The following is a 24,929-nucleotide window of genomic DNA, read 5'->3' as shown; positions in this document are numbered from 1 at the left end:
AATCGTTACCATGAGGACCAAGTGACCGGGGAACCACAGCGCGATGGCGAGCATCAAGGATGTCGCGGCCCGAGCCGGCGTCTCCGTCGCGACCGTCTCCCGCGTGCTCAACGACCAGCCCTCGGTGCGCCCCGCGACCCGGGACCGGGTGCTCACCGCCATCACCGAACTGGACTACCGGCCCAACGGCGTGGCCCGCTCCCTGCGTACCCATCAGACCCGCACCCTGGGCCTGGTGATCAGCGACGTCCTCAACCCCTTCTTCACCGCGCTCGCCCGCGCAGTCGAGGACCAGGCCCGCTCGCTGGGCTACAGCGTCATCATCGGCAACGCCGACGAGCAGCCCGGCCTCCAGGACCACCATGTGCGCTCCCTCCTGGACCGCCGCATCGACGGCCTGCTGGTGAGCCCGACGGACGACAGCTCCCCGCTGCTGGCCGAAGTAGCCCGCTCCGGCGTGCCGGTGGTCTTCCTGGACCGCTGGATTCCGGGCGTCGAGGTGCCCGTGATCCGCGCGGGCGGCCGGGCGGCCGTACAGGACCTGGTCGCCCATCTGTACGCGCTCGGGCACCGGCGGATCGCCATCATCGCGGGCCCGGACAACACCACCACGGGGAACGAGCGCGTCGTCGCCTTCCGGGAGGCGCTGCTGGAGCACGGGCTCGCCCTGCCCGACCGCTACCTCCAGCACGGCGACTACCAGGCGGCGAGCGGGCAGCGGGCCGCCGCCCGGTTCCTGGACCTGGCCGACCCGCCCGGTGCCGTCTTCGCCGCCGACAACCTGATGGCGCTCGGCGCCATGGACGAGATCCGCCTCCGCGGGCTGCGCGTACCGGACGACATCGCGCTGGCCGCCTTCGACGACATCCCCTGGTTCCTGCACACCGATCCGCCGCTCACCGCCATCGCCCAGCCCACCGGCGCGCTCGGCCACGCCGCCGTACGGGCGCTGGTCGACCTGCTCGAGGGCCGTGCGACGGACTCCGTCACCCTTCCCGCCCGCCTCGTCCCGCGCCGCTCCTGCGGCGAGTCAGAAACGGAGCACCGTTGACCACCTTCGACCAGCCGCCACCGCCGCCGGCGGCGGCACCCGCCTCGGCGCTGCTACGCATCGAGGCCGTGACCAAGGCCTTCCCCGGGGTGCGGGCGCTGGACGGCGTCGACTTCGACCTGCGAGGCGGCGAAGTGCATGTGCTGCTCGGCGAGAACGGAGCCGGCAAGAGCACCCTGATCAAGATGCTCGCCGGAGCGCACCGCCCCGACAGCGGACGCATCGTGATCGACGGCCGGCCCACCCGCATCCAGCACGCGCAGGACGCGGAGAAGTACGGGATCGCCACCATCCACCAGGAGTTCAACCTCGTCCCCGACCTGACCGTCGCCGAGAACATCTTCCTGGGCCGCCAGCCCCGCAAGTACGGCCTGATAGACCGCAGGCGCATGGACGCCGACGCCGCGGTCCTGCTGGCCCGCGTCGGCGTGGACGTCGCACCGAACGACAAGCTGCGCCACCTGGGCGTCGCCCGGCTGCAGATGGTCGAGATCGCGAAGGCGCTGAGCGTACGGGCGCGGGTGCTGGTGATGGACGAGCCGACGGCCGTCCTGACCACCGGCGAGGTCGACCGCCTCTTCGAGATCGTCGGGCGGCTGCGCCAGGAGGGCGTGGGCATCGTCTTCATCACGCACAAGCTGGAGGAGGTGGCCCGGCTCGGCGACCGGGTCACCGTGCTGCGCGACGGCCGCAGCATCGCCCAGGTCTCCGCCGGCACCAGCCGCGACGAACTCGTCCGGCTCATGGTCGGGCGCAGCATCGACCAGCAGTACCCGCGGGCGCGCGGCGAGCTGAACCGGGACACCGTGCCGCTGCTGCGGGTGAGCGGGCTGAGCCGGGCGGGCCACTTCCAGCAGGTCGGCTTCGAGGTGCGCGCCGGTGAAGTGGTGGGCCTGGCCGGGCTGGTGGGCGCGGGACGTACGGAGGTGGCCCGCGCGCTCTTCGGCGCTGACGCCTATGACAGAGGCACAGTCGAGGTGCAAGGTCGCCGGGTGCGTGGCAACGATGTCCCCACGGCGATGGCCGCGGGCATCGGGCTCGTACCGGAGGACCGCAAGGGCCAGGGGCTGCTGCTGGGCGCCTCGGTGTCGGAGAACCTGGGCCTGGTCACCCTGGGCGGCGCCAGCCGCCACGGGATCGTGGACCTGGCCGGGCAGCGCCGCGCGGCCTCGGCGATGGCCGCGAAGCTGGGCATCCGGATGGCCGGTCTCGACCACCACACCCGCACCCTTTCCGGCGGCAACCAGCAGAAGGTCGCCATCGGGAAGTGGCTGCTCGCCAAGAGCAAGGTCCTCATCCTCGACGAGCCGACGCGCGGCGTGGACGTCGGCGCCAAGGTCGAGATCTACCGGCTCATCAACGAACTCACCGCATCGGGGCACGCCGTCCTGATGATCTCCAGCGATCTGCCCGAGGTACTGGGCATGAGCGACCGGATTCTGGTCATGTCCCAGGGCCGGATCACCGGCGAACTCCCCGCCGAGAAAGCGACCCAGGACGCCGTCATGGCCCTGGCGGTCAAGGCCGCATCCACCAGCTGAACCAGCTGAACCTGCTGAAACGAGATATGGAGGGCCCTTCGTGGCCACTGATCTGAAAAAGAGGGGCCCGGATCGCGGTCGCGGGGACGCGGACGGCAGGACGGGCCACGGCGTACCGGCGGACGGGCTGCTGCCGCCCGTGGTGCGCCGCGTGCTGGCGGAGAACGGCGCGCTCGGCGCGCTGATCGTGCTCTTCGTGGCGATGGCGATCATGTCGCCGGACTTCCTGGACACGGACAACCTGCTCAACGTCGGTGTGCAGGCGGCGGTCACCGCCATCCTCGCCTTCGGCGTCACCTTCGTCATCGTCTCCGCCGGGATCGACCTGTCGGTGGGCTCGGTGGCCGCGCTCTCGGCGATGGTGCTGGCCTGGTCGGCGACCGACGCGGGCATGCCCGTCTTCTTCGCCGTGCTCTTCGCCCTCGCCACGGGCACGGTGTGCGGCCTGGTCAACGGCATGCTCGTGTCGTACGGGCGGCTGCCCTCGTTCATCGCCACGCTGGCGATGCTCTCCATCGCCCGCGGCCTGTGCCTGGTGCTCTCCGAGGGCACGCCGGTGGCGCTGCCCACCTCGCTGGAGTGGCTGGGCAAGGACTTCGGCGACTGGCTGCCGGTGCCGATGATCGTGATGCTGGTGATGGCCGGCGTCGCCGCGCTGATCCTCAACCGCACCTACCCCGGCCGCGCGATGTACGCGATCGGCGGCAACGAGGAGGCGGCCCGGCTCTCGGGCATCCGGGTCAAGCGGCAGAAGCTCTTCGTCTACGGGCTGTCGGGCCTTTTCGCGGCCGTCGCGGGCATCGTGCTGGCCTCGCGGCTGGTCTCGGCACAGCCGCAGGCGGCGGCGGGTTACGAGCTGGACGCGATCGCCGCCTGTGTCATCGGCGGCGCCAGCCTCGCGGGCGGTGCGGGGAAGGCTTCCGGCACGCTGATCGGCGCACTCATCCTCGCCATCCTGCGCAACGGCCTCAACTTGCTGAGTGTGTCGGCGTTCTGGCAGCAGGTCGTGATTGGGGCGGTGATTGCCCTCGCCGCGCTACTCGATACACTCCGTCGCCGTACGTGATCCTTTTGTTCTGCCCCACCAGACACTCTCTCAACTACCGTCGACTGCAAGGAATGCAGCAATGCGTATGCAGAAGAGAACCACCCTCGTAGCCGCCTTCGCCGCCCTGTCCGCCGTCGCCGCCACCGGCTGCGGGTCCGACTCGGACGGGGACAGCGGCGACGACAAGAAGGCCAAGATCGGTCTGTCCATATCCACCCTCAACAACCCCTTCTTCGTGGAGATGAAGAAGGGTGCCGAGGCCGAGGCCAAGGCGCACGGGGTGGATCTGACGGTGACGGACGCTCAGAACGACGCGTCCACGCAGGCCAACCAGTTGCAGAACTTCACGAGCCAGAACATGGACGTGATCGTCATCAACCCGGTCGACTCGAAAGCCGCCGGGCCCTCGGTCAAGGCCGCCGGGAACGCGAAGATACCGGTCATCGCCGCCGACCGCTCGGTGGAGGGCGCAGAGCCCACCGCCACCGTCGCCTCGGACAACGTGCAGGGCGGGGAGTTCGCCGCCAAGTCCCTCGCCGAGAAGCTGGGCAAGAAGGGCGAGGTCGTCGTCCTCCGCGGCATCTCGGGCACTTCGGCGTCCAACGAGCGCTACGAGGGCTTCACCAAGGGCATCAAGAAGTACCCGGACATCAAGGTCGTCGACAAGCAGCCCGCGGAGTTCGACCGCGCCAAGGGCCTGGACGTCATGACCAACCTCCTCCAGTCCAACCCCGGCGTCGACGGCGTGTTCGCCGAGAACGACGAGATGGCGCTGGGCGCGGTCAAGGCGCTGGGCAGCAAGGCGGGCGAGTCCGTCCAGGTCGTCGGCTTCGACGGCACCCCGGACGGCCTCAAGGCGATCAAGGACGGCAAGATGGTGGCGTCCGTCGCGCAGCAGCCGGACGAGCTGGGCAAGATGGCCGTCCGCAACGCCGTCCGGGCGTTCGAGGAGGAGGACATCGAGAAGCAGATCAAGGTCCCGGTGAAGATCGTGACCAAGGAGAACGTGGCCGACTTCTCCTGACCGGCACGCTCTGCCGGCACGCCTGACCGGCACGTCTGACGGGTACGTCCGGCCGACGCGCCCGACAGGCGCCGCCGACCGCACGACCGGCAGCACCCGCAGGATTCGCATCGCCCGCTCACGACCGGCCTGTCCCGCAGCAACCCCCTCTGACCGGCCGGTCGCCGAGCACCCCTGTGAACCCCGACGGTCTCGTCCTGGCGAAAGGAAGCACCGGATGTCCGGGCACAGCCTCCTGGTCATCGGGTCGGCCAACGCCGACCTGGTGACCGCTGTCGACCGCCATCCCGTCGCGGGCGAGACCGTGCTGGGTTCGGACCTCGCCACCCACCCCGGCGGCAAGGGCGCCAACCAGGCCGTCGCCGCCGCCCGCCTCGGCGCACGTACGGCGCTGCTGGCCCGGGTGGGCGACGACGCACACGGCAGGCTGCTCCTGGAGAGCCAGCGGGCAGCGGGCGTGGACACCTCGGGCGTGCGGGTGGGCGGCGCGCCCACCGGCGTCGCCCTCATCGCGGTGGGCCCCTCGGGAGACAACACGATCGTCGTCTCCCCCGGGGCGAACCACCGCCTCTCGCCGGAGGACGTGGCCGCGGCGGAACCGCTGCTGGCGGCAGCGGAGGTGGTCTCGCTCCAACTGGAGATCCCGCCCGAGACGGTGTCGGCGTCGGTACGGGCCGCGGCGGCGGCCCGTACCCGCGTCGTCCTCAACCCCTCGCCGCCCGCGCCGCTTCCGGCGGACGTACTGGCCGAGTGCGACCCGCTGGTGCTCAACGAGCACGAGGCGCGCTTCCTGCTGGGCGGGGAGCCGCAGGGCGGCACACCCGCGGAGTGGGCCGCCGCGCTGCTGGCGCTGGGCCCGCGCAGCGTGGTGGTGACCCTCGGCGCGGAAGGCGCCCTGGTGGCGCCGTCCGACGGCCCCTGCGTCCACGTCCCCGCCCCGGCGGTGCGGGCCGTGGACACCACGGGCGCGGGCGACGCGTTCACGGGCGCGCTGGCCTGGCGGCTGTCGTGCGGCGACAGCCTGGAGGCGGCGGCGGAGTTCGCCGTACGCGTCGGCGCCGCCTCGGTCACCCGCGACGGCGCCCAGACGTCCTACCCGACGGCTGCCGAACTGCCCTGAGGCGTGCCCGGCAACTCCCCTGCTGCACAGGGAAGCCCCGGATGGCCAGCGGCCGTGCCGCCCCTGCGAGTTCGTCACACGATCTTGTTCACGGGCAAGCCCCCCGCGGCGTCCTGCCCGCCACCGATCCCGTCGGACGAACCAGGCATCGTGATCCGCGCTCCTCGCCGTGCTTGGATCACTGCGGAGAGCCTGGAAGGCTCGCCACTGATCAGTGATGCCAGGTGTGGATGACGGAGGCAGCTCATGGACGCAGACGCGGGTTCGCTGGACTGGGCGAGGGCCGGGATGTGCGCTACCTTCACTCGCGGTCTCACCCCCGAGGAGGTGTTCGCCCGCTACGGGGCCGATCCGAAGCAGGCGCGACTGCTCGGCTGGGATGCCGCCTCCGACCTGCCCTCGGCCGCGTCGGGTGACGGGGTGGTCTCGCTGCTGCGGGCGGGCAGGATCGGTGGATGGGCCTTCTGCGTCGAGGAGGACGGCGGCATCGGCTTCGGGGAAGAATCGCTCGCAAAGCTGTCCCGGGGAACTGAGACGTACAGCGTGGCGACCACCGAGGGGATCGACGTCTTCCAGTACTGGCGCGACGGCGAGTGCGTCGAGTACTTCGAGCCCGGCATGGAGCACAGCCGGTCCGAACCGCCCGGCCCCTGGTGGGACCGGGTGGAAGAGGCGCTCGCCGCACACGAGGGTGAGGGCGCCGGTATGGCGCCGGTGGTGGCGCTCGTACTCGATCACCTCGGCATCGCTCTGGACGATGCAGCCCTCGCCGGGCCTTGGCCCAGCCTGACGCTCGCCGAGGAGGACGCACCAGCGGCACCGCTGAGCGATACCTATACGGGCGAGGGTCCGGTTCCGCCTGGGACGGTCCTGGATTTCGGGCCTTCGAGCGGACCGTCCTGAACGGCAGGACCGCCTTCCGCAGCGGTGCGCCGCGCTGAGTCGGCCTCGTCCGCGACCTCACCGCTCGCTTCGGCGCTCACGCGACGGCGGAGGGCGTCCCCGAGCTGCTCGCGATGGCCAGGACACGGTGACCGCCGGGTGCGTACGCCGGGCGGACGGCCCCCGTCTCCCCCGCGCGGCGGAGGGGATCGACGCGGCGGGGGACGCGCGGCCGGGGGCGCCGCTGGGAGCTTGGAAGCAGCCGGGCAGCTGGTGCCCGGTGTGACCCCAGGAGCGCCCCCGTGACCGTCGTCGCCGCACCGCAGCCCGCGCCCGGACGGCTGCGCGCCGTCTGGTCCGCCGCCCACGCGCCGGTGGCCGGGGTGCCGCGCTGGGCGCGGATCGCCGCCCTCGCCGTGCCGTTCACCGTGCTGCCGTCCGGCATCTGGCGGATCGCGGTGATCTTCGCCGAAGACGGCCACGGAAGGGGCGACCTGCCGGGCTGGCTGCCGCTGCCGGTGTACGTGGTCCTGCTGTCGATCGCGTCCGAACTGCTGGCCTTCACGGCCGTGGGACTGATTGCCGGCTGGGGCGAGGTCTTCCCACGCTGGGTTCCCGTCCTGGGCGGCCAGCGGGTGCCGACACTGGCCGCCGTCGCCCCCGCCGCCCTGGGCGCCGTGATCCTGACGGCCGTGTGGAGCGCGGGCTTCACCGCGGTCTTCGCCGGAGTCACCCTGAGCGGCGAGCCCACCCCCGCGAACCACCCGGGCGAGGCGGGCGGCTGGGATGCGGCGGTCTTCTACGCCACCTACACCCCGCTCCTCCTGTGGGGTCCCCTGCTGGGAGTGGCCACGATCGCGTACTGGAGACGGCGGCGGGCGACCGGCCCTACACAGACTCGGTGAGGGCCTGGTCGAGGATCTGGAGTCCTTCCGAGAGTTCGGCCTCCGTGCTCGTCAGCGGGGGCGCGATGCGGAAGACGCCGCCCATGCCGGGCAGTTGGACGATGTTCATGTGCAGCCCGAGTTCGAGGCAGCGGCGGGTGACCCGCTGCCCCAGCTCGTCGGAGCTTTCCTTGGTCTCCCGGTCGGTCACCAGCTCGATGCCCTGGAACAGCCCCCGGCCCCGCACGTCACCCACCACCTGGTGCTTCTCCTGGAGTTCGGCCAGCCCGGCACGCAGGTACGCGCCCCGCTCCTCGGCACGCGCCGCCAGGTCGTCGCGCTCCAGTACGTCCAGGACGGTGTTGCCCACGGCGGCGACCAGCGGATCGGAGACATGGGTGGTGAAGAAGAGGAACCCCCGCTCGTACGCCCGCGCTTCGATCTCCTCGCCGGTGATGACGGCGGCCAGCGGCAGCCCGGCGCCGAGGGTCTTGGAGAGGGTGAGGATGTCCGGGACGATGCCGGCCCGCTCGAAGGCGTACCAGCTGCCGGTGCGGCACAGGCCGGTCTGCGCCTCGTCGGCTATCAGCAGCATGCCCCGCTCGCGGCACTTGGCCTGGAGCGCGGCGAGGTAGCCGGGCGGCGGTTCGATCAGCCCGCCCGAGCTGAGGATCGGTTCGACCAGGCACGCGGCGAGGCTGCCGACCGACTGGGCGTCGACCAGCTCGAACGCGTGGTCCAGCTGGCGGCGCCAGTCCAGCTCCCCCTCGGGGGTGACGAAGTCCGGGCGGTACGCGTTCGGGGTCGGGATCGCGAGGTTGCCTGGCGCTGCCGGGCCGTAGCCGTGGCGGCCCGCGCTGTACGTCGCGCCCACGGCGGCCTGGGTCATGCCGTGCCAGGACCGGCTGAAGGAGACGATCTCGAACTTGCCGGTCACCAGCTTGGCCAGCCGGACCGCGGCCTCGTTGGCCTCCGCGCCGGTGGTCAGCAGCAGGGACTTGCACAGCGTCTCGGGCAGTGTCCCGGCCAGGCGGCGCGACAGGTCGGCCACGGGGCGGGAGAGCATGCCGCTGAAGAGGTGGTCCAGCTTCCCCACGCCCTCGCGCACGGTGGCCACGATGTCCGGGTGCGAGTGCCCGAGGATCGCGCTCATCTGGCCCGAGGTGAAGTCCAGGATGGGGCGGCCCTGCTCGGTGTAGACGTAGCTGCCCTGGGCGCGTTCGATGATCTCCGGGGTGAAGGCGGAGCCGTAGCGGATGACGTGGCGGTCGACGTCCGACCAGAATCGCGTGGAGTTCGTCATGCGGCGCACGCTAGGCGCGCACCGCTGCGCGGGTCCATCGACGATTTGTGCGCTGCGTGTGCGGAAATACCGAACAATGCGGCGCAGCACCGGCTCGGCCGCCCGGCGACCGGGCGCTCGGGCCGGAGGCGGCGGTGGGAGGATCTCTACCGCAGGGTCGTCCGGGTGAGCGGAAGGGGAGTCGGTTGAGCGTGGGGGCGGACAGAGGCGCGGTGCCCGGTGACCGCATCGGGTCGTACGTCATCGAGAGGAAACTCGGCGAGGGCGGCATGGGCGCCGTGTACCTGGCCCGTTCGCGCGGCGGGCGCGCGGTCGCCGTGAAGGTGGCCAAGCCCGAACTGGCCGCCGATCCCGCCTTCCGCGAGCGGTTCCGCGCCGAGGTCGCGGCGGCCCGCGCCGTCGGCGGCTTCCACACCGCGCAGGTCATCGACGCCGACCCGGACGCGCGGGTGCCGTGGCTGGCGACGGCCTACGTGCCCGGCCCGACGCTCTCCGCCCGCATCGACGGCCAGGGCCCCATGGACGCACGCGGCCTGGCGGCGCTCGGCGCCGCGCTCGCGGAGGCGCTCCAGGCCATTCACCGCTGCGGCCTCGTCCACCGCGACCTGAAGCCCGGCAACATCATCATGGCCGAGGACGGCCCCCGCGTACTGGACTTCGGCATCGCGCGCGCGGTGGAGTCGACCCGTATGACGGCGACGGGACACGCCTTCGGCACCCCCGGCTTCCTCGCGCCCGAACAGGCGCTGGGCGAGGACGTGACGGGCGCCGCCGACGTGTTCGCCCTGGGAGCGGTGCTCATCGCGGCGGCGGGCGGCTCCCCCTTCGGCGCGGGCACGCCGATGGGGCAGATGTACCGGTCGGTGCACGAGCCGCCGGACCTGAGCGCACTCCCACACGCGATACGCGAGTTGGCCGCGGCCTGCCTGGCGAAGGACCCGGCCGCGCGCCCCGGCACGGAACGGCTCCTCGACTGGTTCGAAGAGCTGACGGGCGGCGCCGCACCGGCCACGCCCCCCGGCGGCGCTCCCGTACCCGACCCGCGCGCCGCGCTGCGGGCGGGCCCGCCGCCCGCGTACACCCCGACCCAGCTGTCCCCGGCGCCGCCGCCCCAGCCCGTTCCCCCGCCGCCCGAGCCCGTTCACCCGCCGTTCGTGCCGGACCCCGGCGGCGAGGCGTTCATCGCCACCGACGCCGACTCCAGCGTGGTGATCGACGCGGAGGGCGTGCAGCTGGTGCTGAACGGGCGGGGCCTGCCCCTCTCCCAGGTGGAGACCGACGCGGACCTGGACCAGGCGGGCGTGGAGGTCGAGTTCACCTGGTCCGAGATCGCCACCGTCACCTTCCGCACCGTGCGCCGCACCCGGCTGGCCGTCCTGGTCACCCTGCTGGACGGCTCGGCGTACGACTGCGAGATCAACGCGCGCAGGTCCGCCCGCCTCGCGGAGTGGCAGGCGGGCATCACGTACGCGCTGGGGCGCTACCTGCACCGCGGGTACCAGTGGTGACCTAGTCTCTGCGTGTTCCGCCACGCGGCGCCGCCGGGGCGACCGCGCGCACGACCCCTGGGACAGGTGCCCCGTGCTCAACCCCTGGCGGCTGCGGCTGCTCACCCAGCTGGAGAGCCTCGGCACCGTCCGGGCGGTCGCCGAGGCGCTCGACCTGAGCCCGTCCTCGGTCTCGCAGCAGCTGTCCGTCCTGCAACGGGAGTCGCGGACGGTGCTGCTGGAGCACCACGGACGGCGGGTGAGCCTGACGCCCGCCGGTATCCGCCTCGCAGCGCACGCGCGGGAGATCCTCCGGCACATCGAGGCGGCCGAGGCGGACCTGACCGAGCGGCGTACGGAGCCCGTCGGCGAGGTGCGGATCGCCGCCTTCTCCAGCGCCCTGCACGCCCTCGTCCTGCCGGTCGCCGCCCGGCTCCACCGCGTGCACCCACGGCTGCGGATCACCACGACGGAACTCGAACCGCACCACAGCCTGCGGGCGCTGCGCCGCGGGGACGTCGACCTCGCCGTGGTCTACGACCTGGCCGACGGCTGGCTGCCGGTGGACGAGCAGATCCACCAGGTGCCGCTCACCAGTGACCCCGTCGTCCTCGTGCTGCCGCAGGACCACCCGGGCGCGGCGGCGGACACCACCGACCTCGCCGCGCTGGCCGACGAGCGCTGGGCCATGGACCAGCCCGGCTGCTACCTGTGCGACCACGTCACGCGGCTGTGCCGCCGCGCGGGGTTCGAACCGGTGGTCGCGGGCCGCTACTCCAGCTACGCGCTGCTGTTGGAGCACGTGCAGGCGGGGCTCGCCGTCGCCGCGCTGCCCGCGCTCGCCGTCGACGAACGGTACGCCGTCGCCGTCCGCGCGCTGACGCCCGCGCTGACCCGGCACGTCCTGGCCGCCGTACCGGCCGGGCCGGTGCCGCTGCCCGCGACGCAGGTCGTGCTCGGGCAGCTGCGCGCCCGCGGGGCGGCGCTCGGGCCGCGGGCCGCCGCCGCGGACTGAGGGACGGCAGGACGGCATCGCACGAACGCGCGACGGCACGACCGCACGACGGCGGGCGGGAAACTTCGAGAGGCCCCGGCCGCGCGTGGCGGCCGGGGCCTCTCGTATCCCCCCTCGGATTTCCCTCTCTGCATCCCCCCAGAGAGATCCGACACTGGTGTGACCCACGACTCACGGGAAGGGTTGTACCGCCGGCGGAACTTTCTTTTCCGCTCGCCGCGTTCAGCCCGCCGCGCTGCCTCTCAGCCCGCCGCGCTCACTCCGCCACGTGCCGCGCGTAGGCACGCAGCGTCTCCTCCAGCACCTGCGCGCCGTCCCGCGCCCACAGCTCCTCGCTGAAGATCTCCACCTCCACCGGCCCCGCGTAGCCCGCCGCGTCGACCCGCCGCGCGAACGCGCGCAGGTCGATCGCGCCCTCGCCGAGCTGGCCGCGCCCGGTGACGACCCCGGCGGGCAGCGGGGTGATCCAGTCGGCCAGCTGGAACGCGGCGATCCGGCCGCCCTCCCCCGCCCGGGCCAACTGCTCGGGCACCCGCTCGTCCCACCACAGGTGGTAGGTGTCCACGACGACACCCGCCTGCTCGGCCGGGAGGCGCTCGGACAGCTCCAGCGCCTGGCCGAGGGTGGAGACCACACACCGGTCGGCGGCGTACATCGGGTGCAGCGCCTCGACCGCCAGCCGGACGCCGTGCTGCTGTGCGTACGGGCCCAGTTCGGCCAGCGCCTCACCGACGCGCTCGCGCCCGCCCGCCAGGTCCCGGCTGCCCTCGGGCAGCCCGCCGGAGACCAGCACGAGGGTGTCGGTGCCCAGTTCGGCGGCCTCGTCCAGGGCCCGCCGGTTGTCGTCCAGCGCCCGCTTGCGCGCGTCGGGACCCTCGGCGGTCAGAAAGCCGCCCCGGCACAGCGAGCTGACCCGCAGTCCCGCCGACCGCACCAGCTTCGCCGCCGCGGCGACCCCGTACTCCTCGACCGGCTCGCGCCACAGGCCGACGTACGGCACCCCCGCGCGGGCGCACGCCTCGACGAGCGCGGGGAGCGGGAGCTGCTTGACCGTCATCTGGTTCAGGGAGAAACGTGCGGGAGCGCTCATGGGTCAGGAGTCCATTCCGTGGACGGAGAGGAGCCGGGCCATTCGGGCGCGGGCCAGCTCGGGATCGGGGAAGAGGCCCAACTCGTCGGCGAGCCGGTGCGCGCGCCGCAGGTGGGGCAGGGAACGGGCGGACTGGAGGCCGCCGACCATCGTGAAGTGCTTCTGGTGCCCGGCGAGCCAGGCGAGCAGGACGACACCGGTCTTGTAGAACCGGGTCGGCGGCTCGAACAGGTGCCGGGCGAGCGGCACGCTCCGGTCCAGCAGCGCGCGGCAGCCCGCCGCGTCGCCCGCGCCCAGCGCGCGCAGGGCCTGCGCCGCCAGCGGGGCGAGCGGGTCGAAGGCGCCGAGCAGCGCGTGGCTGTGGCCGTGCACGTCGCCGTCGATCAGCTCGGGGTAGTGGAAGTCGTCCCCGGTGTAGCAGCGGACGCCCGCGGGCAGGCGCCTGCGCAGCGCCACCTCGCGCCCGGCGTCCAGCAGCGAGATCTTCACGCCGTCGACCTTGTCCGCGTGTGCGGTCAGGATGCGCAGGAAGGTGTCCGTGGCCTCGTCCAGGTCGGTGCTGCCCCAGTAGCCGGCCAGCGCCGGATCGAACATCGGCCCGAGCCAGTGCAGGATGACCGGCCGGGACGCCTGGCGCAGCAGCTCGCCGTAGACCGCCGCGTAGTCCTGCGGGCCCCGGGCGCAGGCCGCCAGCGCGCGCGAGGCCATCAGTACGGGCTGCGCGCCGCAGCCCTCCACCAGCTCCAACTGCTCCTCGTACGCGGCCCGTACGGCGTCCAGGCCCGGCCGGGCCGCCGTCAGGGCATCGGTGCCGACGCCGCAGGCCAGGAGCCCGCCCACCGAGCGCGCCTCCGCCGCCGAGCGGCGGATCAGCTCCACCGCGCCCGCCGCGTCGAGTCCCATGCCGCGCTGCGCGGTGTCCATCGCCTCGGCCACGCCCAGGCCGCAGGACCACAGGTGGTGGCGGAAGGCGAGCGTCGCGTCCCAGTCGAGGGCCGCCGGGCCGTCCGGGGAGACGTCGGCGCGCGGGTCCGCGACCACGTGGGCGGCGGCGAGGAAGGTACGGGGCGGCGGCGCGGGAGCGGCGGACTCCGGAAGGGGGGTGGTGGGGCCAGGCGCGGGCGGGACCGGCGTACGGGAGCGCCGGGGACTGCGGGCCGGGCCGGAGCCGGACTCCGGGCCGGTGGCGTGCCCTTCGTCTCCGCAGGGCCCGCTCACGGCGCCAGCTCCGGTACCGCGAGCCTGCGCCCCTCGGCCGACGAGCGCAGGCCCAGCTCGGCCAGCTGCACCCCGCGCGCGCCCGCGAACAGGTCGCGGGGCCAGGGGGACCCAAGCACCACATGGCGCAGGAACTCCTCCCACTGGAGCTTGAACCCGTTCTCGAACTCGCCGTTGTCCGGCACCTCCTGCCACTGCGCGCGGAAGTCCTCGGTGGCGGGGAGGTCCGGGTTCCAGACGGGCTTGGGGGTGGCGGAGCGGTGCTGCGCGCGGCACCGGCGCAGTCCCGCCACGGCCGAGCCGTGCGTACCGTCGACCTGGAACTCGACCAGCTCCTCGCGGTTGACCCGCACCGCCCAGGAGGAGTTGATCTGGGCGACGGCCCCGCCCGCCAGCTCGAAGACCCCGTACGCGGCGTCGTCGGCGGTGGCCTCGTACGCCCGGCCCTCCTCGTCCCAGCGGCGCGGCAGGTGCGTGGCGGCCAGCGCCTGCACGGAGGTCACCCGGCCGAACAGGTCGTGCAGCAGGTACTCCCAGTGCGGGAACATGTCCGCCACGATGCCACCGCCCTCCTCCGCGCGGTAGTTCCAGGCGGGGCGCTGCGCCTCCTGCCAGTCGCCCTCGAAGACCCAGTAGCCGAACTCGCCCCGCACGGAGAGGATTCGGCCGAAGAAGCCGCCGTCGATCAGCCGCTTCAGCTTCCGCAGGCCCGGCAGGTACACCTTGTCCTGCACCACCCCGTGCCGTACGCCCGCCTCCCGCGCCAGCCTGGCCAGCTCCAGGGCGCCCGTGAGGCCGAGGGCGGTCGGCTTCTCGGTGTAGACGTGCTTGCCCGCGCGGATGGCCCGGCGCAGCGCGTCCTCGCGCGCGGAGGTCACCTGGGCGTCGAAGTAGACGTCGACGGTGTCGTCCGCGAGGACGGCGTCCAGGTCGGTGCTGACGGCGTCCGCGTCCAGCCCGTGCCGCTCGGCGAGGGCCCGCAGAGCGCCCTCCCGGCGGCCCACGAGCACCGGCTCGGGCCACAGGACCCGGCCGTCGCCGAGGTCGAGACCGCCCTGCTCGCGCAGGGCGAGGAGGGAGCGCACCAGATGCTGGCGGTAGCCCATGCGTCCGGTCACCCCGTTCATGGCGATGCGCAGTGTCTGACGTGTCACGGCTGCCTCTCGGTCGGCTGAGCTGGACTGAGCTGGACTGGGGCCGGGCGGGTGCGTGCCGGGGGTGCGGGAGGGCGCCCGCCCGTGGAAAGAAAGCGCTTACCCTCCGGCAGGTTATGCAGAACGCCGTGCCGCGGCAAGAGAGCAGGGAAGCCGCCCCCGGGAACGGGCGCGGGGTGAGATCATGACGCTGCCCCGCATCCGGCGAGCCCTGGAGGAGTTCGATGGCAGTGACCCTGGCCGACGTGGCCGCACGGGCAGGGGTTTCCGCCGCCACCGTCTCGCGCGTGCTCAGCGGCAACTACCCGGTCGCGGAGGCCACCCGCGACCGCGTGCTGCGCGCCGTCGAAGAGTTGGAGTACGTCGTCAACGGACCGGCCAGCGCCCTGGCCGCCGCCACTTCCGACCTGGTCGGCGTGCTGGTCAACGACATCGCGGACCCCTTCTTCGGCATCATCGCGGGCGCGGTGCAGAGCGAGATAGGCGACGGCAAGCTCGCCGTGGTCTGCAACACGGGCGGCTCGCCCGAGCGCGAACTCACCTACCTCACCCTGCTCCTGCGCCAGCGCGCCGCCGCCGTCGTGGTCACCGGCGGCGCCGTCGAGAGCGACGCGCACCAGGCCGCGCTGGCCGCCCGGCTGCGGCGCATGTCCGACGGCGGCACCCGGGTGGTCCTGTGCGGGCGGCCCCCGCTGGCCGCACCGGCCGGCGGCGACGCCGTCGGCGAGGAGCCCGCCGCCGGGGGCGCTCCCTCCGGCACCGGAATCACCACCCTGGCCTTCGAGAACACCGGTGGCGCCCAGCGGCTGACCGAGCACCTGCTCTCCCTCGGCCACCGCCGCATCGGCCTTGTCGCCGGACCGGCCGACCGTACGACCTCCCGGCACCGGCTCGAAGGGCACCGCCGCGCGCTGGCCGCACAGGGACTGCCCACCGGCGACGCGCGCCTGACCGTGTACGGCGGCGCGTTCGACCGCACCTCCGGCTACCAGGGGGCGCTCGAACTGCTGCGCCGCGCACCGGATCTGACGGCCGTACTGGCCGCCAACGACACGGTCGCCCTGGGCGTCTGCGCCGCGCTGCGCGACCAGGGGCTGCGCGTTCCCGAGGACGTCTCCGTCGCGGGCTTCGACGACCTGCCCGCCTGCCTGGACGCCTACCCGCCGCTCAGCACCGTGCGGCTGCCGCTGCACAGCGCGGGAGCCCGCGCCGGACGGCTCGCGGTCGGGCGCGAGGACGCGCCGCCGGGCGGCGTGGCGACCGTACCGGCGGAGCTGATCACCCGGGCGTCCACGGCACCGCCGCGGCAGGGGCCTCCGCCGGAGGCCGTGGCCGGCACCGCCCGCTGAGCCCCGCGGCCGCGGGTGTTCATCCTTTCGTGGACTTCCGGCGGCGCTGCGACTCGAATATCTTTGACTGAGTCAAAGATATTCGGAGGTGCGCATGTCCGTCGCCGAGGTCCGGGCCTTCAACCGCTTCTACACGAATCTGATCGGTGCGCTGGATTACGGCAGGCATCTCTACACGCCGTACACGCTGACCGAGGCGCGCATCCTCTACGAGCTGGCGCGGGTCGCCCCGCTGGAGGCCGCGGATCTGCGCCTCACCCTGAGCCTGGACGCGGGGTATCTGAGCCGTCTCCTCCAGCGGTTCGAGAAGGACGGCCTGCTGGTGCGTGAGCAGTCCGCCGAGGACGCCCGGCGGCGCCGGGTCAGCCTCACCGGAGAGGGCCGGGAGGCCGCCGCGCTGCTGGAGGAGCGGACCTTGGAGTCGGTGGAGGGGATGCTCGCCTCGGTGGCGGCGCCCGACCGCGCCCGGCTGACGGAGGCGATGGGCACCATACGGGCGCTGCTCGGTGACGAACAGCGCGATGGGCGCGGCGGGCGGCAGGGCGGGGCGCAGGACGGCAGGGAGGACGGGCCGCGGGGCCGAGGCGGGGAGCCAGCGGCCCACCCGGAGGCACCGTCTGCACCCGAGGCGCCGTCCGCACCCGAGGCCGAGGTCACCCTGCGGGCGCCGGTCCCCGGCGATCTGGGCTGGGTCGTCCAGCGGCACGGCGCGCTCTACGCGCGGGAGTTCGGCTTCGATGCGAGCTTCGAGGCGCTGGTGGCCCGCATCGTCGCCGACTTCGCGGAGATACGCGATCCGCGGTGGGACCGGGTGTGGATAGCCGAGTCGGCCGGTGTCCCGGTGGGTGCGGTGATGTGCGTCCGGGACGCGCCGGGCGGTCAGGGGGCGCCGGTCACCGCGCGGTTGCGGCTGCTGCTGGTGGAGCCGTCCGCCCGTGGCCGTGGCATCGGCGACCTGCTGGTGCGCGCGTGCGTCGACTTCGCCCGCGCCGCGGGCTACCGCGAGCTGGTGCTCTGGACGAACAGCGTGCTGGGTGCGGCCCGGCGGATCTACCAGCGGGCGGGATTCACCCTGACGGCGGAGAATCCGCACCGGAGTTACGGCGCGGAGCTTGTCGGGCAGGACTGGCGTCTGATCCTCTGAGCGCATGCGACTGGCTTTCTCCACCCTCGGTGTCCCCGGCCTGCCCGTCCCCGACGTGGTCCGGCTCGCCGCCGACACCGGCTTCCACGGCGTCGAGTTGCGCGCACACCCGGAGGAGCCCGTGCACCCGGGCCTCTCCCTGACCGAGCGGGTGGAGGTGGTCGAGCGGTTCGCGGCTGCGGGCGTCGAGATCCTCGCGCTGGCGGGATACGCGCAGGCCGCCGCCCCCGGGGACGACGTGGAGTTCCTCCGGGAGACCCGCGCCCTGCTGGAGCTGGCCCGCGACCTGGGGGCACCTTGGGTGCGGGTCTTCCCCGGCGGCGGGGACGGCTCACCCGCCGAGGCGGACGCGACGGCGGTGCGCAGGCTGGCCGCCGTCGCCCCGCTCTCCGCCGACCTGGGCCCGCGCGTCCTGCTGGAGACGCACGACTCGCACCGCACCGGAGCCGCCGCCGCCCGCGTGCTGAGTCGGCTCGGCGGCCCGGGGCAGGGCAGCGGCCCCTCGGCGGGTGCGCTGTGGGACGTGATGCACACCTGGCTCGGCGGCGAGGACCCGGCGGAGACGCTGCGCCACCTGGCGCCGTACCTCGGCTACGTCCAGGTCAAGGACATCGCCTCGGCCGAGGACACCGCGCCGCTGCCGCCCGGCTCCGGAGTGCTGCCGCTGGCGGAGGTGACGGAGCTGCTGAGCCGCGCGGGCTGGGACGGCTGGCTGTGCTGGGAGTACGAGAAGCGCTGGTATCCCCAGGTGCCGGAGCTGGCCGGGGCGCTGGCGCCGGTGCGCGAGCACCTGCTGCGGCTGCTCTCGGCGGCGGCGTAGCACGGCGCGGCGCTGCACGGCGCACGGAACGCGGAACGCGAGGCGCCCGCCGCGCGGGATCGCACGGCGGGCGCCTCGTTGCCCGGGTGGCCGGTGGTGCTACGGGCGGAGCTTCGGCTCGTGCGGGTCGGGCCGGTCGAGCTGCGCGTCGGGGGCCGTCAGCCGCCGCGCGCCGGAGTCGGTCTCCGGTGCCGCCACGTCGGCCCAGTCCAGCAGCGCTTCGGTGGCCGCCTTGCGGTCCCCGTCGCGGAGCGAGGCGATGTTGGCGCCGTGGTTCTGGCCGGGCGCGGTGTAGACGTGCGTGTCCTCACTGCCGCGGCCGGGGCGGAACGGCTCGGCGCCCCAGGGGTCGTTCTCGCCGTAGACGAAGAGCATCTCGGAGGACTGCCCGCGCACCCAGCGGTCGATGTCCTTCATGGCCCGGTGGTCGAAGCGCATGGGGATCTCGCGGGGCACGAAGCTGCGCGGCACGTTGATGCCCGGGTAGCGCAGCAGATCCGCCAGCTCCGGCGTGCGTACGTCGGGCTGCCCCAGCTGGGTGCCCGCCTGGTAGTAGTACGGCACGTACGGGGTCATGCCCTGGTCGGCGTACGAGGCGAAGCCCACGACGTCGTCGAGGAAGGCGTAGATCTCCGCCGTCCCCGCCGAGGTGGCCGGGACCTCGGCGCAGCGCGCCTCCGTCTGGTACTGCCAGAAGGCCCAGACGAAGTCGAGCACGACGACCTCGTAGGCGCGGTCGACGGAGCCGACCAGCTCGAAGGTGTAGCCCTCCTTCTCCGCGGCCTCGGCGTAGCGCGCCACCATCTCGTCCCGGCGCACGAGCGCTTCACGCTGGAGGTCGCCGAGCCGCTTGCGGCATTCGGGGGTGGAGACCTGGGCGAAGAAGTCGTCGTACGCCGAGTCCTCGTGGTCCCGTACGTTGTTGGGCGCGACGTAGGCGACGGTGCCGTCCATGTCGTGGGGGTAGAAGCGGCGGTAGTACGTCGCGGTCATGCCGCCCTTGCTGCCGCCGGTCGAGACCCACCGCTGGTCGTAGATCCGCTTCAGCGCCCGGTGCACGCGGTGCTGGTCGCTGGCCGCCTGCCAGATGTCGAGCTTCGTCCAGTCGGCGGGATCGGGGCGGGACGGGGTGAAGAATCGATACTCCAACGAGACCTGGTTTCCGTTCACGACCTGGGTGGGCTCGCTGCGCCGGGGCTGCTCGCTCAGGTTGTAGCCGGAGGTGAAGAAGACCGTGGGCCGGTCCTCGCCCTTGTGCAGGACGGAGATGCGCTGCTTGAACGTGCCCGCGCGCGGCTTTCGGTGATCGACGGGCTGTTCGTAGTCGAGCAGGAAGAAGCGGTACCCGTCGACCGGCTTCTCCTCGATGAGGCTCATCCCCGGGATCGCGAGAATCCGGTCCCTGATGTCCTTGCCCGCCGTGCGGTTCGTGCGTTCCGTGCGGCTGGTGTCCGTACGGTCGGCCTGCCCGGCCGCGGTGGCGGCCCCGGCCGAGGCGCCGCCGACACCGATGGTGCCCGCGAGCACCACGAGCGACAGCAGCCATCTGAGCACCTTGCGCATGCGTCCTCCCCTTACGGCCTCACCCTCGCCGTTAGCTCTCAAAGGTCGCGGTGAACTTATCGGCGTACCGGTGGCTCCGCCAGTCCCGGCACCGGTGTGCCACCCCACCCGCCCCGTACGGCCGTACCCCGCCGTGGCCGTAGGCTCGCCCGCATGACCGGACCCGCTGCCAGACCAGACCCCCTCCAGCCGCTCGTCACCGGCCCGCGCGGCATGGCCCTGCTCGCCCTCCAGCAGGCCCCCGAGGACGCCCGGTTCGAGGACGCGGAGGTGGGCTACGCCCTGGTCGTGCTGCGGCACGGAAGTCGGGTGCTGATGGTCCACGAGCGCGAGCGCGCCTGCTGGGAGCTGCCCGGCGGTGGCATCGAGCCGGGCGAGACGCCGCGCGCGGCGGCGGTGCGCGAACTGCGGGAGGAGACCGGCCAGCGTCTGACCGAGGACGCGCTGCGTTTCGCCGGGTTCGCCAAGACCGTGCTCGGGCTGCGCCGCAGGCTCCTGTACGGCGCGGTGTACACCGCCTCCGTCCTGGTGCCGGACGCCTTCGTGCCCAACTCCGAGATCTCCGCCGTGCACTGGCGGGAGGGGACCGAGGCGATGCCGGAGGTCCCCGGCGGTTCGGGCGTGGTGCAGACGGTGGACGAGTATTTGATCGCGCGCTGCGGCGTGTGAGCCGTATCCTCCGGCGCATGCCCAAGCCCGAAGGATTCACCTACCAGGAGCAGCCGGGAGCCGGCGTGCTCATCAGCCACCACGGCCGCCCCGCGACGCGGCTGCGCGGCCCGTCCGCCGACCGGTTCCTGCATGAGGTCCGGTCAGGGGACGCGCAGTTGGTGATGGCCCGCTGGACGGGGAACTACAAGCGCGGCAACGAACGGACGGCGCGTGACCACCCGCGCAACCGGGGCGGGCGGCGCGGCTGACGCGGCGGGCGGGGTGGCCGGAGCCAGCCCCTGGCCCTGCGCCAGCACCAGAGCCTGCCCCAGCTCCCGCTCCGGCTATGCGGCTGTCGGCTGCGGTTCGCCCGCGTACACCCGCCACAGCCGCGCGTAGTGCCCGTCCCGCTCCAGCAGTTCGGCGTGCGTGCCCGTCTCGGCCACCCGGCCGTGCGCCAGCACCACGACCCGGTCCGCGCGCGCCGCCGTGCTGAGCCGGTGGGCGACGACCAGGGTGGTGCGCCGCCGGGCCAGCCGGTCCGTCGCCTGGTTGACCAGCGATTCGGTGGCCAGGTCGAGGGCGGCCGTCGCCTCGTCGAGCAGCAGGATGTCCGGGTCGACCAGCTCGGCGCGGGCCAGCGCGATCAGCTGCCGCTGACCGGCCGAGAGGTTGCGGCCCCGCTCGGAGACGGCGTGCAGATAGCCGTCCGAGAGCGCGGCGATCATGTCGTGCGCGCCCACCGCCCGTGCCGCCGCCTCCACTTCGGCGTCGGTGGCCTCCGGGCGCCCGTAGGCGATGGCCTCCCGTACGGTGCCCGGGAAGAGGTAGGGCTCCTGCGGCACGACGCCCAGGCGGTGCCGGTACTGGGCCAGGTCCAGTGCGCGCAGGTCGGCGCCGTCCACCAGGACGCGGCCCTCGGTGGGGTCGTAGAAGCGGGCGACCAGCTTGACCACCGTGGACTTGCCCGCGCCGGTCTCCCCGACGAAGGCGACGGTCTGCCCGGCGGGGATGGTCAGGTCGATACCGGAGAGCGCCGCCTCGCCGCTGTCCACGGCGACGCCCTGCGGCGCACCGGCGTCCGCAGCGCCTGCCGCACCGCCGGCCGCGCTGTCTTCCGCAGCACCTTCCGCGTCCGCGCTCGCGTAGCGGAAGCCGACGCCCTCGAAGGCGAGTTCGCCGCGCAGCTCCCCCACGGGCTCCGGCTCGGCGGCCACCGGGGTGCTCGTCCGCTCGCGCAGCAGCTCCTGGATGCGCCCGAGCGAGACGGACGCCTGCTGGTAGCCGTCGAAGACCTGGGAGAGCTGCTGCACGGGCGCGAAGAACAGCTCGATGTAGAGCAGGTACGCCACCAGCGCGCCCGCCGTCAGCGTGCCGTCGCCGACCCGCCCCGAGCCCACCACGAGCACGGCGGCGGTCGCCACGGAGGCCAGCAGCTGGACGAAGGGGAAGTAGACGGAGATCAGCCACTGGCCGCGCACCCGCGCCTCGCGGTACGCGCCGCTGCGGGCCGCGAAGCGGTCGGCGCCCGCCTCCTCGTGGCGGAACGCCTGCACCATCCGCAGCCCGGCGACGGTCTCCTGGAGGTCGGCGTTGACCCCGCTGACGCGCTCGCGCGCCAGCTCGTACGCCTTGACGCTCTGGCGGCGGAAGTAGAAAGTGCCCACGATCAGCAGCGGCAGGGTGGCGAAGACGAGCAGGGCCAGCTGGACGTCGATGACCAGCAGGGCCACCAGGATGCCGAAGAAGGTGAGCAGCGAGACGACGGCGGTGACCAGGCCGGTCTGGAGGAAGGTGGAGAGCGCGTCCACGTCGGTGGTCATCCGGGTCATCACGGCGCCGGTCAGGTGGCGTTCGTAGTAGTCGAGGCCGAGCCGCTGGAGCTGCGCGAAGATCTTGACCCGGAGGGCGTACAGGATGCGTTCGCCCGCCCGCCCGGTCAGCCGCATCGCGCCGGTCTGCGCGCCCCACTGGGCGACGACGACGAGCAGCGCCAGCCCCGCGGCCACCCAGACGGCGCCGAGGGCCGTCTCGCGTACGCCCTCGTCGATGCCGTGCCGGATGAGCATCGGGAGCAGCAGCCCGGCAAGGGCGTCGAGCGCGACGAAGACGAGCGCGACGGCGAGCGGCGCGCCGAAGCCGCGCAGCAGGCGGCGCAGCCCGTACGACTCCTCGGTCCGTTCGGCCTGCTGCTCGTCGACGTCGGGGGTGTCGTCGGCGGGCGGCAGGGCGGCGACGCGGGCGAGGAGTTCGGGGCTGCCGGGCATGGCGCCCAGTTCGGCGCCGAAGCTGCCGGGGCGTCCGCTCTGCGCGGCCGCGGTGACCGCGCCCGCGCCTGGGCCGCCGCCCTCGGCGGCGCGCGCCGAGCCGTTCGCGCGCACCCACAGGGCGGGGGTGACGCCGGTCGCCGCGTCGAAGGCGGCGGGCCCGTCGTGCGCGTCCTGCCCGTCCGGCCCGCCGGGTCCGGCCCGGCCCGCCGGGTCGCGTTCGGTCTCGGCCAGCTCGTCGGGGTCGGTGAGCAGCCGCCGGTAGAGCGAGCAGCGTTCGGTGAGTTCGTCATGGGTGCCGAGGTCGACGAGGTGCCCGCCGTCCAGGACGGCGATCCGGTCGGCGAGCGCGAGGGTGGACTGGCGGTGTGCGATGAGCAGCGTGGTGCGGCCCGCCATCACGGAGCGCAGCGCCTCGTGGATCTCGTGTTCGACCTGGGCGTCGACGGCGGAGGTGGCGTCGTCGAGGACGAGCAGCCGGGGGTCGGTGAGGATGGCGCGGGCCAGGGCGATCCGCTGCCGCTGCCCGCCGGAGAGAGTCAGGCCCTGCTCTCCCACGGTCGTGTCGTAGCCGTCGGGGAGGTCGGTGATGAAGCCGTCGGCCTGGGCGGCGCGGGCGGCTTCGCGGATCTGCTCCTCGGTCGCCTGCGGAGCGCCGTAGGCGATGTTGGCGCTGATGGTCTCGGAGAAGAGGAAGCTGTTCTCCGGGACCAGCCCGATGGCCGCGCGCAGGGATTCGAGGGTGAGGTCGCGTACGTCGTGCCCGCCGATACGCAGGGCGCCGCCGGTCACGTCGTAGTAGCGGGGCAGCAGCAGCGAGACGGTGGACTTGCCGCTGCCGCTGGTGCCGACGACGGCGACGGTCTCGCCGGGCTCGATGCGCAGGCTGAAGCCGTCCAGCACCGGGCGGTGCCTCTGGGCGGCGTCGCCGTAGCCGAAGGTGACGTCGTCGAACTCGACGGAGGCGTCCGCGTCGGCGGGCAGCTCGGCGGCGTCCGGGCGCTCCCGCATCTCCGGCTCGGTGTCGATGAGGTCGAAGACGCGCTCCACCCCGGCGCGGGCCTGCTGGCCGATGGTGAGCATCATCGCGAGCATCCGGACGGGCCCGACCAGCTGCGCGAGATAGGTGGAGAAGGCGACGAAGGTGCCCAGCGTGATCTGGCCGCGGGTCGCCATCCAGCCGCCCAGCGCCAGCATGGCGACCTGCCCTATGGAGGGCACGGCCTGGAGCGCGGGGGTGTAGCGGGCGTTGAGGCGCACGGTGCGCAGCCGGGCGGCGAAGAGCGTACGGCTGATGTCGCGGAGCTTTCCGGTCTCCTGCCGCTCCTGCCCGAAGCCCTTGACCACGCGCACACCGGTGACCGCGCCGTCCACCACGGAGGCGACGGCGCCGGCCTGCTGCTGGGCGTACCAGGTGGCGGGGAAGAGCCGGATGCGGCTGCGCCCGGCTATCCACCACAGCAGCGGGGCGACGGCGATCGAGACCAGGGTGAGCAGGGGCGAGAGGACGAGCATCACCACGAGCGCGACGGCGAAGAGCAGGATGTTGCCGATCATCATCGGCGTCATGAAGAGCAGGCTCTGCACCAGCTGGAGGTCGCTGGTGCCGCGGCCGACGACCTGGCCGGTGCTCAGCTCGTCCTGGCGGCGCCCGTCGAGCCGGAGTATGGCGCCGTACATCTCGGTGCGCAGATCGTGCTGGACGTCGAGGGCGAGCCGGCCGCCGTAGTAGCGGCGGACGAAGGTGAGCCCGTAGACGACGACCGCGGCGGCGAGCAGCAGGCCGATCCACAGGGCCATCCCGCCGTCCCGGCCGACCACCACGTCATCGATGATCACCTTGGTGAGCAGCGGGACCAGGGCCATGATGCCCATGCCCGCGAGCGACGATCCCAGCGCCAGGAGGACGTTCCTCCGGTACCGCCAGCAGTACGCGATCAGCCGCCGCGCCCATCCCGGGCCCGCGTCCCCCGCCGATTCCCTGACCACCACGCGTGGCGTCCTTCCCCTGGCTGTCGTTTTGTTGCCGACAGATTGCAACGCCTGGGCAGGGGGATTTCATCCCGGACCGGGGAAGGATCGGGGACGGGGCGGGCAGGAGCAACGGGGAGCCGGGGCCGGGAGGCCGGGGGCCGGAAAACGGTGACGGCTCCGGAGAAGCCGCATACTTCTCCGGAGCCGTACCTTTCGGGGCGTCGTGTCGGTGGCCTTCGGCGGGCCAAGCACCCCCCACAGGGCTGACCCGCCTTCCGTCATTCGCCGCCCCGTTCCGCGGAACGATCCGAAGTCTGCCGAAAACTTCCACGATGTGCACACTG

Annotated in this window: 18 protein-coding genes and 1 pseudogene; 13 read left to right on the top strand and 6 right to left on the bottom strand. The window is 73.3% G+C overall.

Annotated features, from left to right (window positions below; translation table 11 throughout):
* Positions 1-43 precede the first annotated feature (43 nt).
* From H299_RS0101085 to H299_RS0101055, 6 genes and pseudogenes are all read left to right on the top strand, one after another.
* Positions 44-1,051 (top strand): LacI family DNA-binding transcriptional regulator, encoded by a 1,008-nt coding sequence (locus tag H299_RS0101085; RefSeq protein ID WP_027746904.1) that lies wholly within the window; start codon positions 44-46, stop codon positions 1,049-1,051.
* Positions 1,048-2,592, top strand: coding sequence for a sugar ABC transporter ATP-binding protein (locus H299_RS31470; protein ID WP_051261999.1), 1,545 nt, complete (start codon positions 1,048-1,050; stop codon positions 2,590-2,592). The genes H299_RS0101085 and H299_RS31470 overlap by 4 nt, the downstream gene beginning before the upstream one ends.
* A 127-nt stretch (positions 2,593-2,719) precedes the next feature.
* Positions 2,720-4,664: pseudogene (locus H299_RS40095) on the top strand (ABC transporter permease/substrate-binding protein).
* Positions 4,665-4,881: 217 nt separating this feature from the next.
* Positions 4,882-5,784, top strand: a complete 903-nt coding sequence (rbsK, locus tag H299_RS0101065) for a ribokinase (RefSeq protein ID WP_027746902.1) — start codon at positions 4,882-4,884, stop codon at positions 5,782-5,784.
* 246 nt (positions 5,785-6,030) lie between these two features.
* Positions 6,031-6,687: a DUF6461 domain-containing protein gene (locus tag H299_RS0101060; protein ID WP_037757223.1), complete on the top strand. Its 657-nt coding sequence runs from the start codon at positions 6,031-6,033 to the stop codon at positions 6,685-6,687.
* A gap of 281 nt (positions 6,688-6,968) precedes the next feature.
* Complete coding sequence (locus H299_RS0101055; protein ID WP_027746900.1) at positions 6,969-7,571, top strand: hypothetical protein; 603 nt, start codon at positions 6,969-6,971, stop codon at positions 7,569-7,571.
* Here H299_RS0101055 and H299_RS0101050 read toward each other — a convergent pair.
* A complete protein-coding gene (locus H299_RS0101050) occupies positions 7,555-8,853 on the bottom strand; it encodes a class-III pyridoxal-phosphate-dependent aminotransferase (RefSeq protein ID WP_027746899.1) in 1,299 nt (432 codons plus the stop codon). The two genes, H299_RS0101055 and H299_RS0101050, sit on opposite strands and share 17 nt — an antisense overlap.
* Positions 8,854-9,038: 185 nt before the next feature.
* On the opposite strand from H299_RS0101050, the gene H299_RS0101045 reads away from it, so the two are divergent.
* Both H299_RS0101045 and H299_RS0101040 read left to right on the top strand, forming a co-directional pair.
* Entirely contained in the window at positions 9,039-10,361 is a 1,323-nt protein-coding gene (locus tag H299_RS0101045) for a serine/threonine-protein kinase (RefSeq protein ID WP_078512364.1), read from the top strand.
* Positions 10,362-10,434: 73 nt separating this feature from the next.
* Entirely contained in the window at positions 10,435-11,355 is a 921-nt protein-coding gene (locus tag H299_RS0101040) for a LysR substrate-binding domain-containing protein (protein ID WP_027746897.1), read from the top strand.
* Between the two features lie 256 nt (positions 11,356-11,611).
* Here H299_RS0101040 and H299_RS0101035 read toward each other — a convergent pair whose 3' ends face one another.
* Genes H299_RS0101035 through H299_RS0101025 form a run of 3 tightly spaced genes read right to left on the bottom strand, consistent with a single transcriptional unit; the run spans position 11,612 to position 14,817 of the window.
* Complete coding sequence (locus tag H299_RS0101035) at positions 11,612-12,445, bottom strand: sugar phosphate isomerase/epimerase family protein (RefSeq protein WP_027746896.1); 834 nt, start codon at positions 12,443-12,445, stop codon at positions 11,612-11,614.
* A gap of 3 nt (positions 12,446-12,448) precedes the next feature.
* Positions 12,449-13,663: a dihydrodipicolinate synthase family protein gene (locus H299_RS31460; RefSeq protein ID WP_078512363.1), complete on the bottom strand. Its 1,215-nt coding sequence runs from the start codon at positions 13,661-13,663 to the stop codon at positions 12,449-12,451.
* A complete protein-coding gene (locus H299_RS0101025) occupies positions 13,660-14,817 on the bottom strand; it encodes a Gfo/Idh/MocA family protein (RefSeq protein ID WP_027746895.1) in 1,158 nt (385 codons plus the stop codon). Before H299_RS0101025 ends, H299_RS31460 begins: the two co-directional genes overlap by 4 nt.
* Positions 14,818-15,041: 224 nt before the next feature.
* On the opposite strand from H299_RS0101025, the gene H299_RS31455 reads away from it, so the two are divergent.
* From H299_RS31455 to H299_RS0101005, 3 genes are all read left to right on the top strand, one after another.
* The gene (locus H299_RS31455; RefSeq protein ID WP_051261998.1) at positions 15,042-16,166 is read left to right on the top strand and encodes a LacI family DNA-binding transcriptional regulator; all 1,125 of its coding nucleotides are present in this window, start codon (positions 15,042-15,044) and stop codon (positions 16,164-16,166) included.
* Between the two features lie 94 nt (positions 16,167-16,260).
* Positions 16,261-17,310, top strand: a complete 1,050-nt coding sequence (locus H299_RS0101010) for a helix-turn-helix domain-containing GNAT family N-acetyltransferase (protein WP_027746894.1) — start codon at positions 16,261-16,263, stop codon at positions 17,308-17,310.
* A 4-nt stretch (positions 17,311-17,314) separates the two neighbouring features.
* Positions 17,315-18,130 carry a sugar phosphate isomerase/epimerase family protein gene (locus H299_RS0101005; RefSeq protein WP_027746893.1) on the top strand — a complete coding sequence of 272 codons (816 nt, stop codon included), beginning with the start codon at positions 17,315-17,317 and terminating at the stop codon, positions 18,128-18,130.
* Between the two features lie 99 nt (positions 18,131-18,229).
* On the opposite strand, the gene H299_RS0101000 is transcribed toward H299_RS0101005, so the two are convergent.
* Positions 18,230-19,693, bottom strand: coding sequence for a S28 family serine protease (locus H299_RS0101000; RefSeq protein WP_027746892.1), 1,464 nt, complete (start codon positions 19,691-19,693; stop codon positions 18,230-18,232).
* Between the two features lie 153 nt (positions 19,694-19,846).
* On the opposite strand from H299_RS0101000, the gene H299_RS37255 reads away from it, so the two are divergent.
* Together H299_RS37255 and H299_RS0100990 are read left to right on the top strand one after the other, a co-directional pair.
* Positions 19,847-20,362: an NUDIX domain-containing protein gene (locus H299_RS37255; RefSeq protein ID WP_051261997.1), complete on the top strand. Its 516-nt coding sequence runs from the start codon at positions 19,847-19,849 to the stop codon at positions 20,360-20,362.
* Positions 20,363-20,379: 17 nt separating this feature from the next.
* Positions 20,380-20,613 (top strand): hypothetical protein, encoded by a 234-nt coding sequence (locus H299_RS0100990; RefSeq protein WP_027746891.1) that lies wholly within the window; start codon positions 20,380-20,382, stop codon positions 20,611-20,613.
* Between the two features lie 75 nt (positions 20,614-20,688).
* On the opposite strand, the gene H299_RS0100985 is transcribed toward H299_RS0100990, so the two are convergent.
* Positions 20,689-24,600 (bottom strand): ABC transporter ATP-binding protein, encoded by a 3,912-nt coding sequence (locus tag H299_RS0100985; RefSeq protein ID WP_027746890.1) that lies wholly within the window; start codon positions 24,598-24,600, stop codon positions 20,689-20,691.
* Positions 24,601-24,929: the final 329 nt, after the last annotated feature.

The organism is Streptomyces sp. CNH287 (assembly GCF_000424825.1).
Note: the sequence above shows the minus strand (reverse complement) of the source record. Positions and strands in the feature narration are given on the sequence as shown.

What these genes read in the sequence shown, in the direction of transcription:
- H299_RS0101085 (WP_027746904.1), top strand. Translation starts at nt 44, where the DNA reads ATGGCGAGCATCAAGGATGTCGCGGCCCGAGCCGGCGTCTCCGTCGCG.
- rbsK (WP_027746902.1), top strand. Translation starts at nt 4,882, where the DNA reads ATGTCCGGGCACAGCCTCCTGGTCATCGGGTCGGCCAACGCCGACCTG.
- H299_RS0101060 (WP_037757223.1), top strand. Translation starts at nt 6,031, where the DNA reads ATGGACGCAGACGCGGGTTCGCTGGACTGGGCGAGGGCCGGGATGTGC.
- H299_RS0101050 (WP_027746899.1), bottom strand. Translation starts at nt 8,853, where the DNA reads ATGACGAACTCCACGCGATTCTGGTCGGACGTCGACCGCCACGTCATC.
- H299_RS0101035 (WP_027746896.1), bottom strand. Translation starts at nt 12,445, where the DNA reads ATGAGCGCTCCCGCACGTTTCTCCCTGAACCAGATGACGGTCAAGCAG.
- H299_RS31455 (WP_051261998.1), top strand. Translation starts at nt 15,042, where the DNA reads ATGGCAGTGACCCTGGCCGACGTGGCCGCACGGGCAGGGGTTTCCGCC.
- H299_RS0101010 (WP_027746894.1), top strand. Translation starts at nt 16,261, where the DNA reads ATGTCCGTCGCCGAGGTCCGGGCCTTCAACCGCTTCTACACGAATCTG.
- H299_RS0101005 (WP_027746893.1), top strand. Translation starts at nt 17,315, where the DNA reads ATGCGACTGGCTTTCTCCACCCTCGGTGTCCCCGGCCTGCCCGTCCCC.
- H299_RS0101000 (WP_027746892.1), bottom strand. Translation starts at nt 19,693, where the DNA reads ATGCGCAAGGTGCTCAGATGGCTGCTGTCGCTCGTGGTGCTCGCGGGC.
- H299_RS37255 (WP_051261997.1), top strand. Translation starts at nt 19,847, where the DNA reads ATGACCGGACCCGCTGCCAGACCAGACCCCCTCCAGCCGCTCGTCACC.
- H299_RS0100990 (WP_027746891.1), top strand. Translation starts at nt 20,380, where the DNA reads ATGCCCAAGCCCGAAGGATTCACCTACCAGGAGCAGCCGGGAGCCGGC.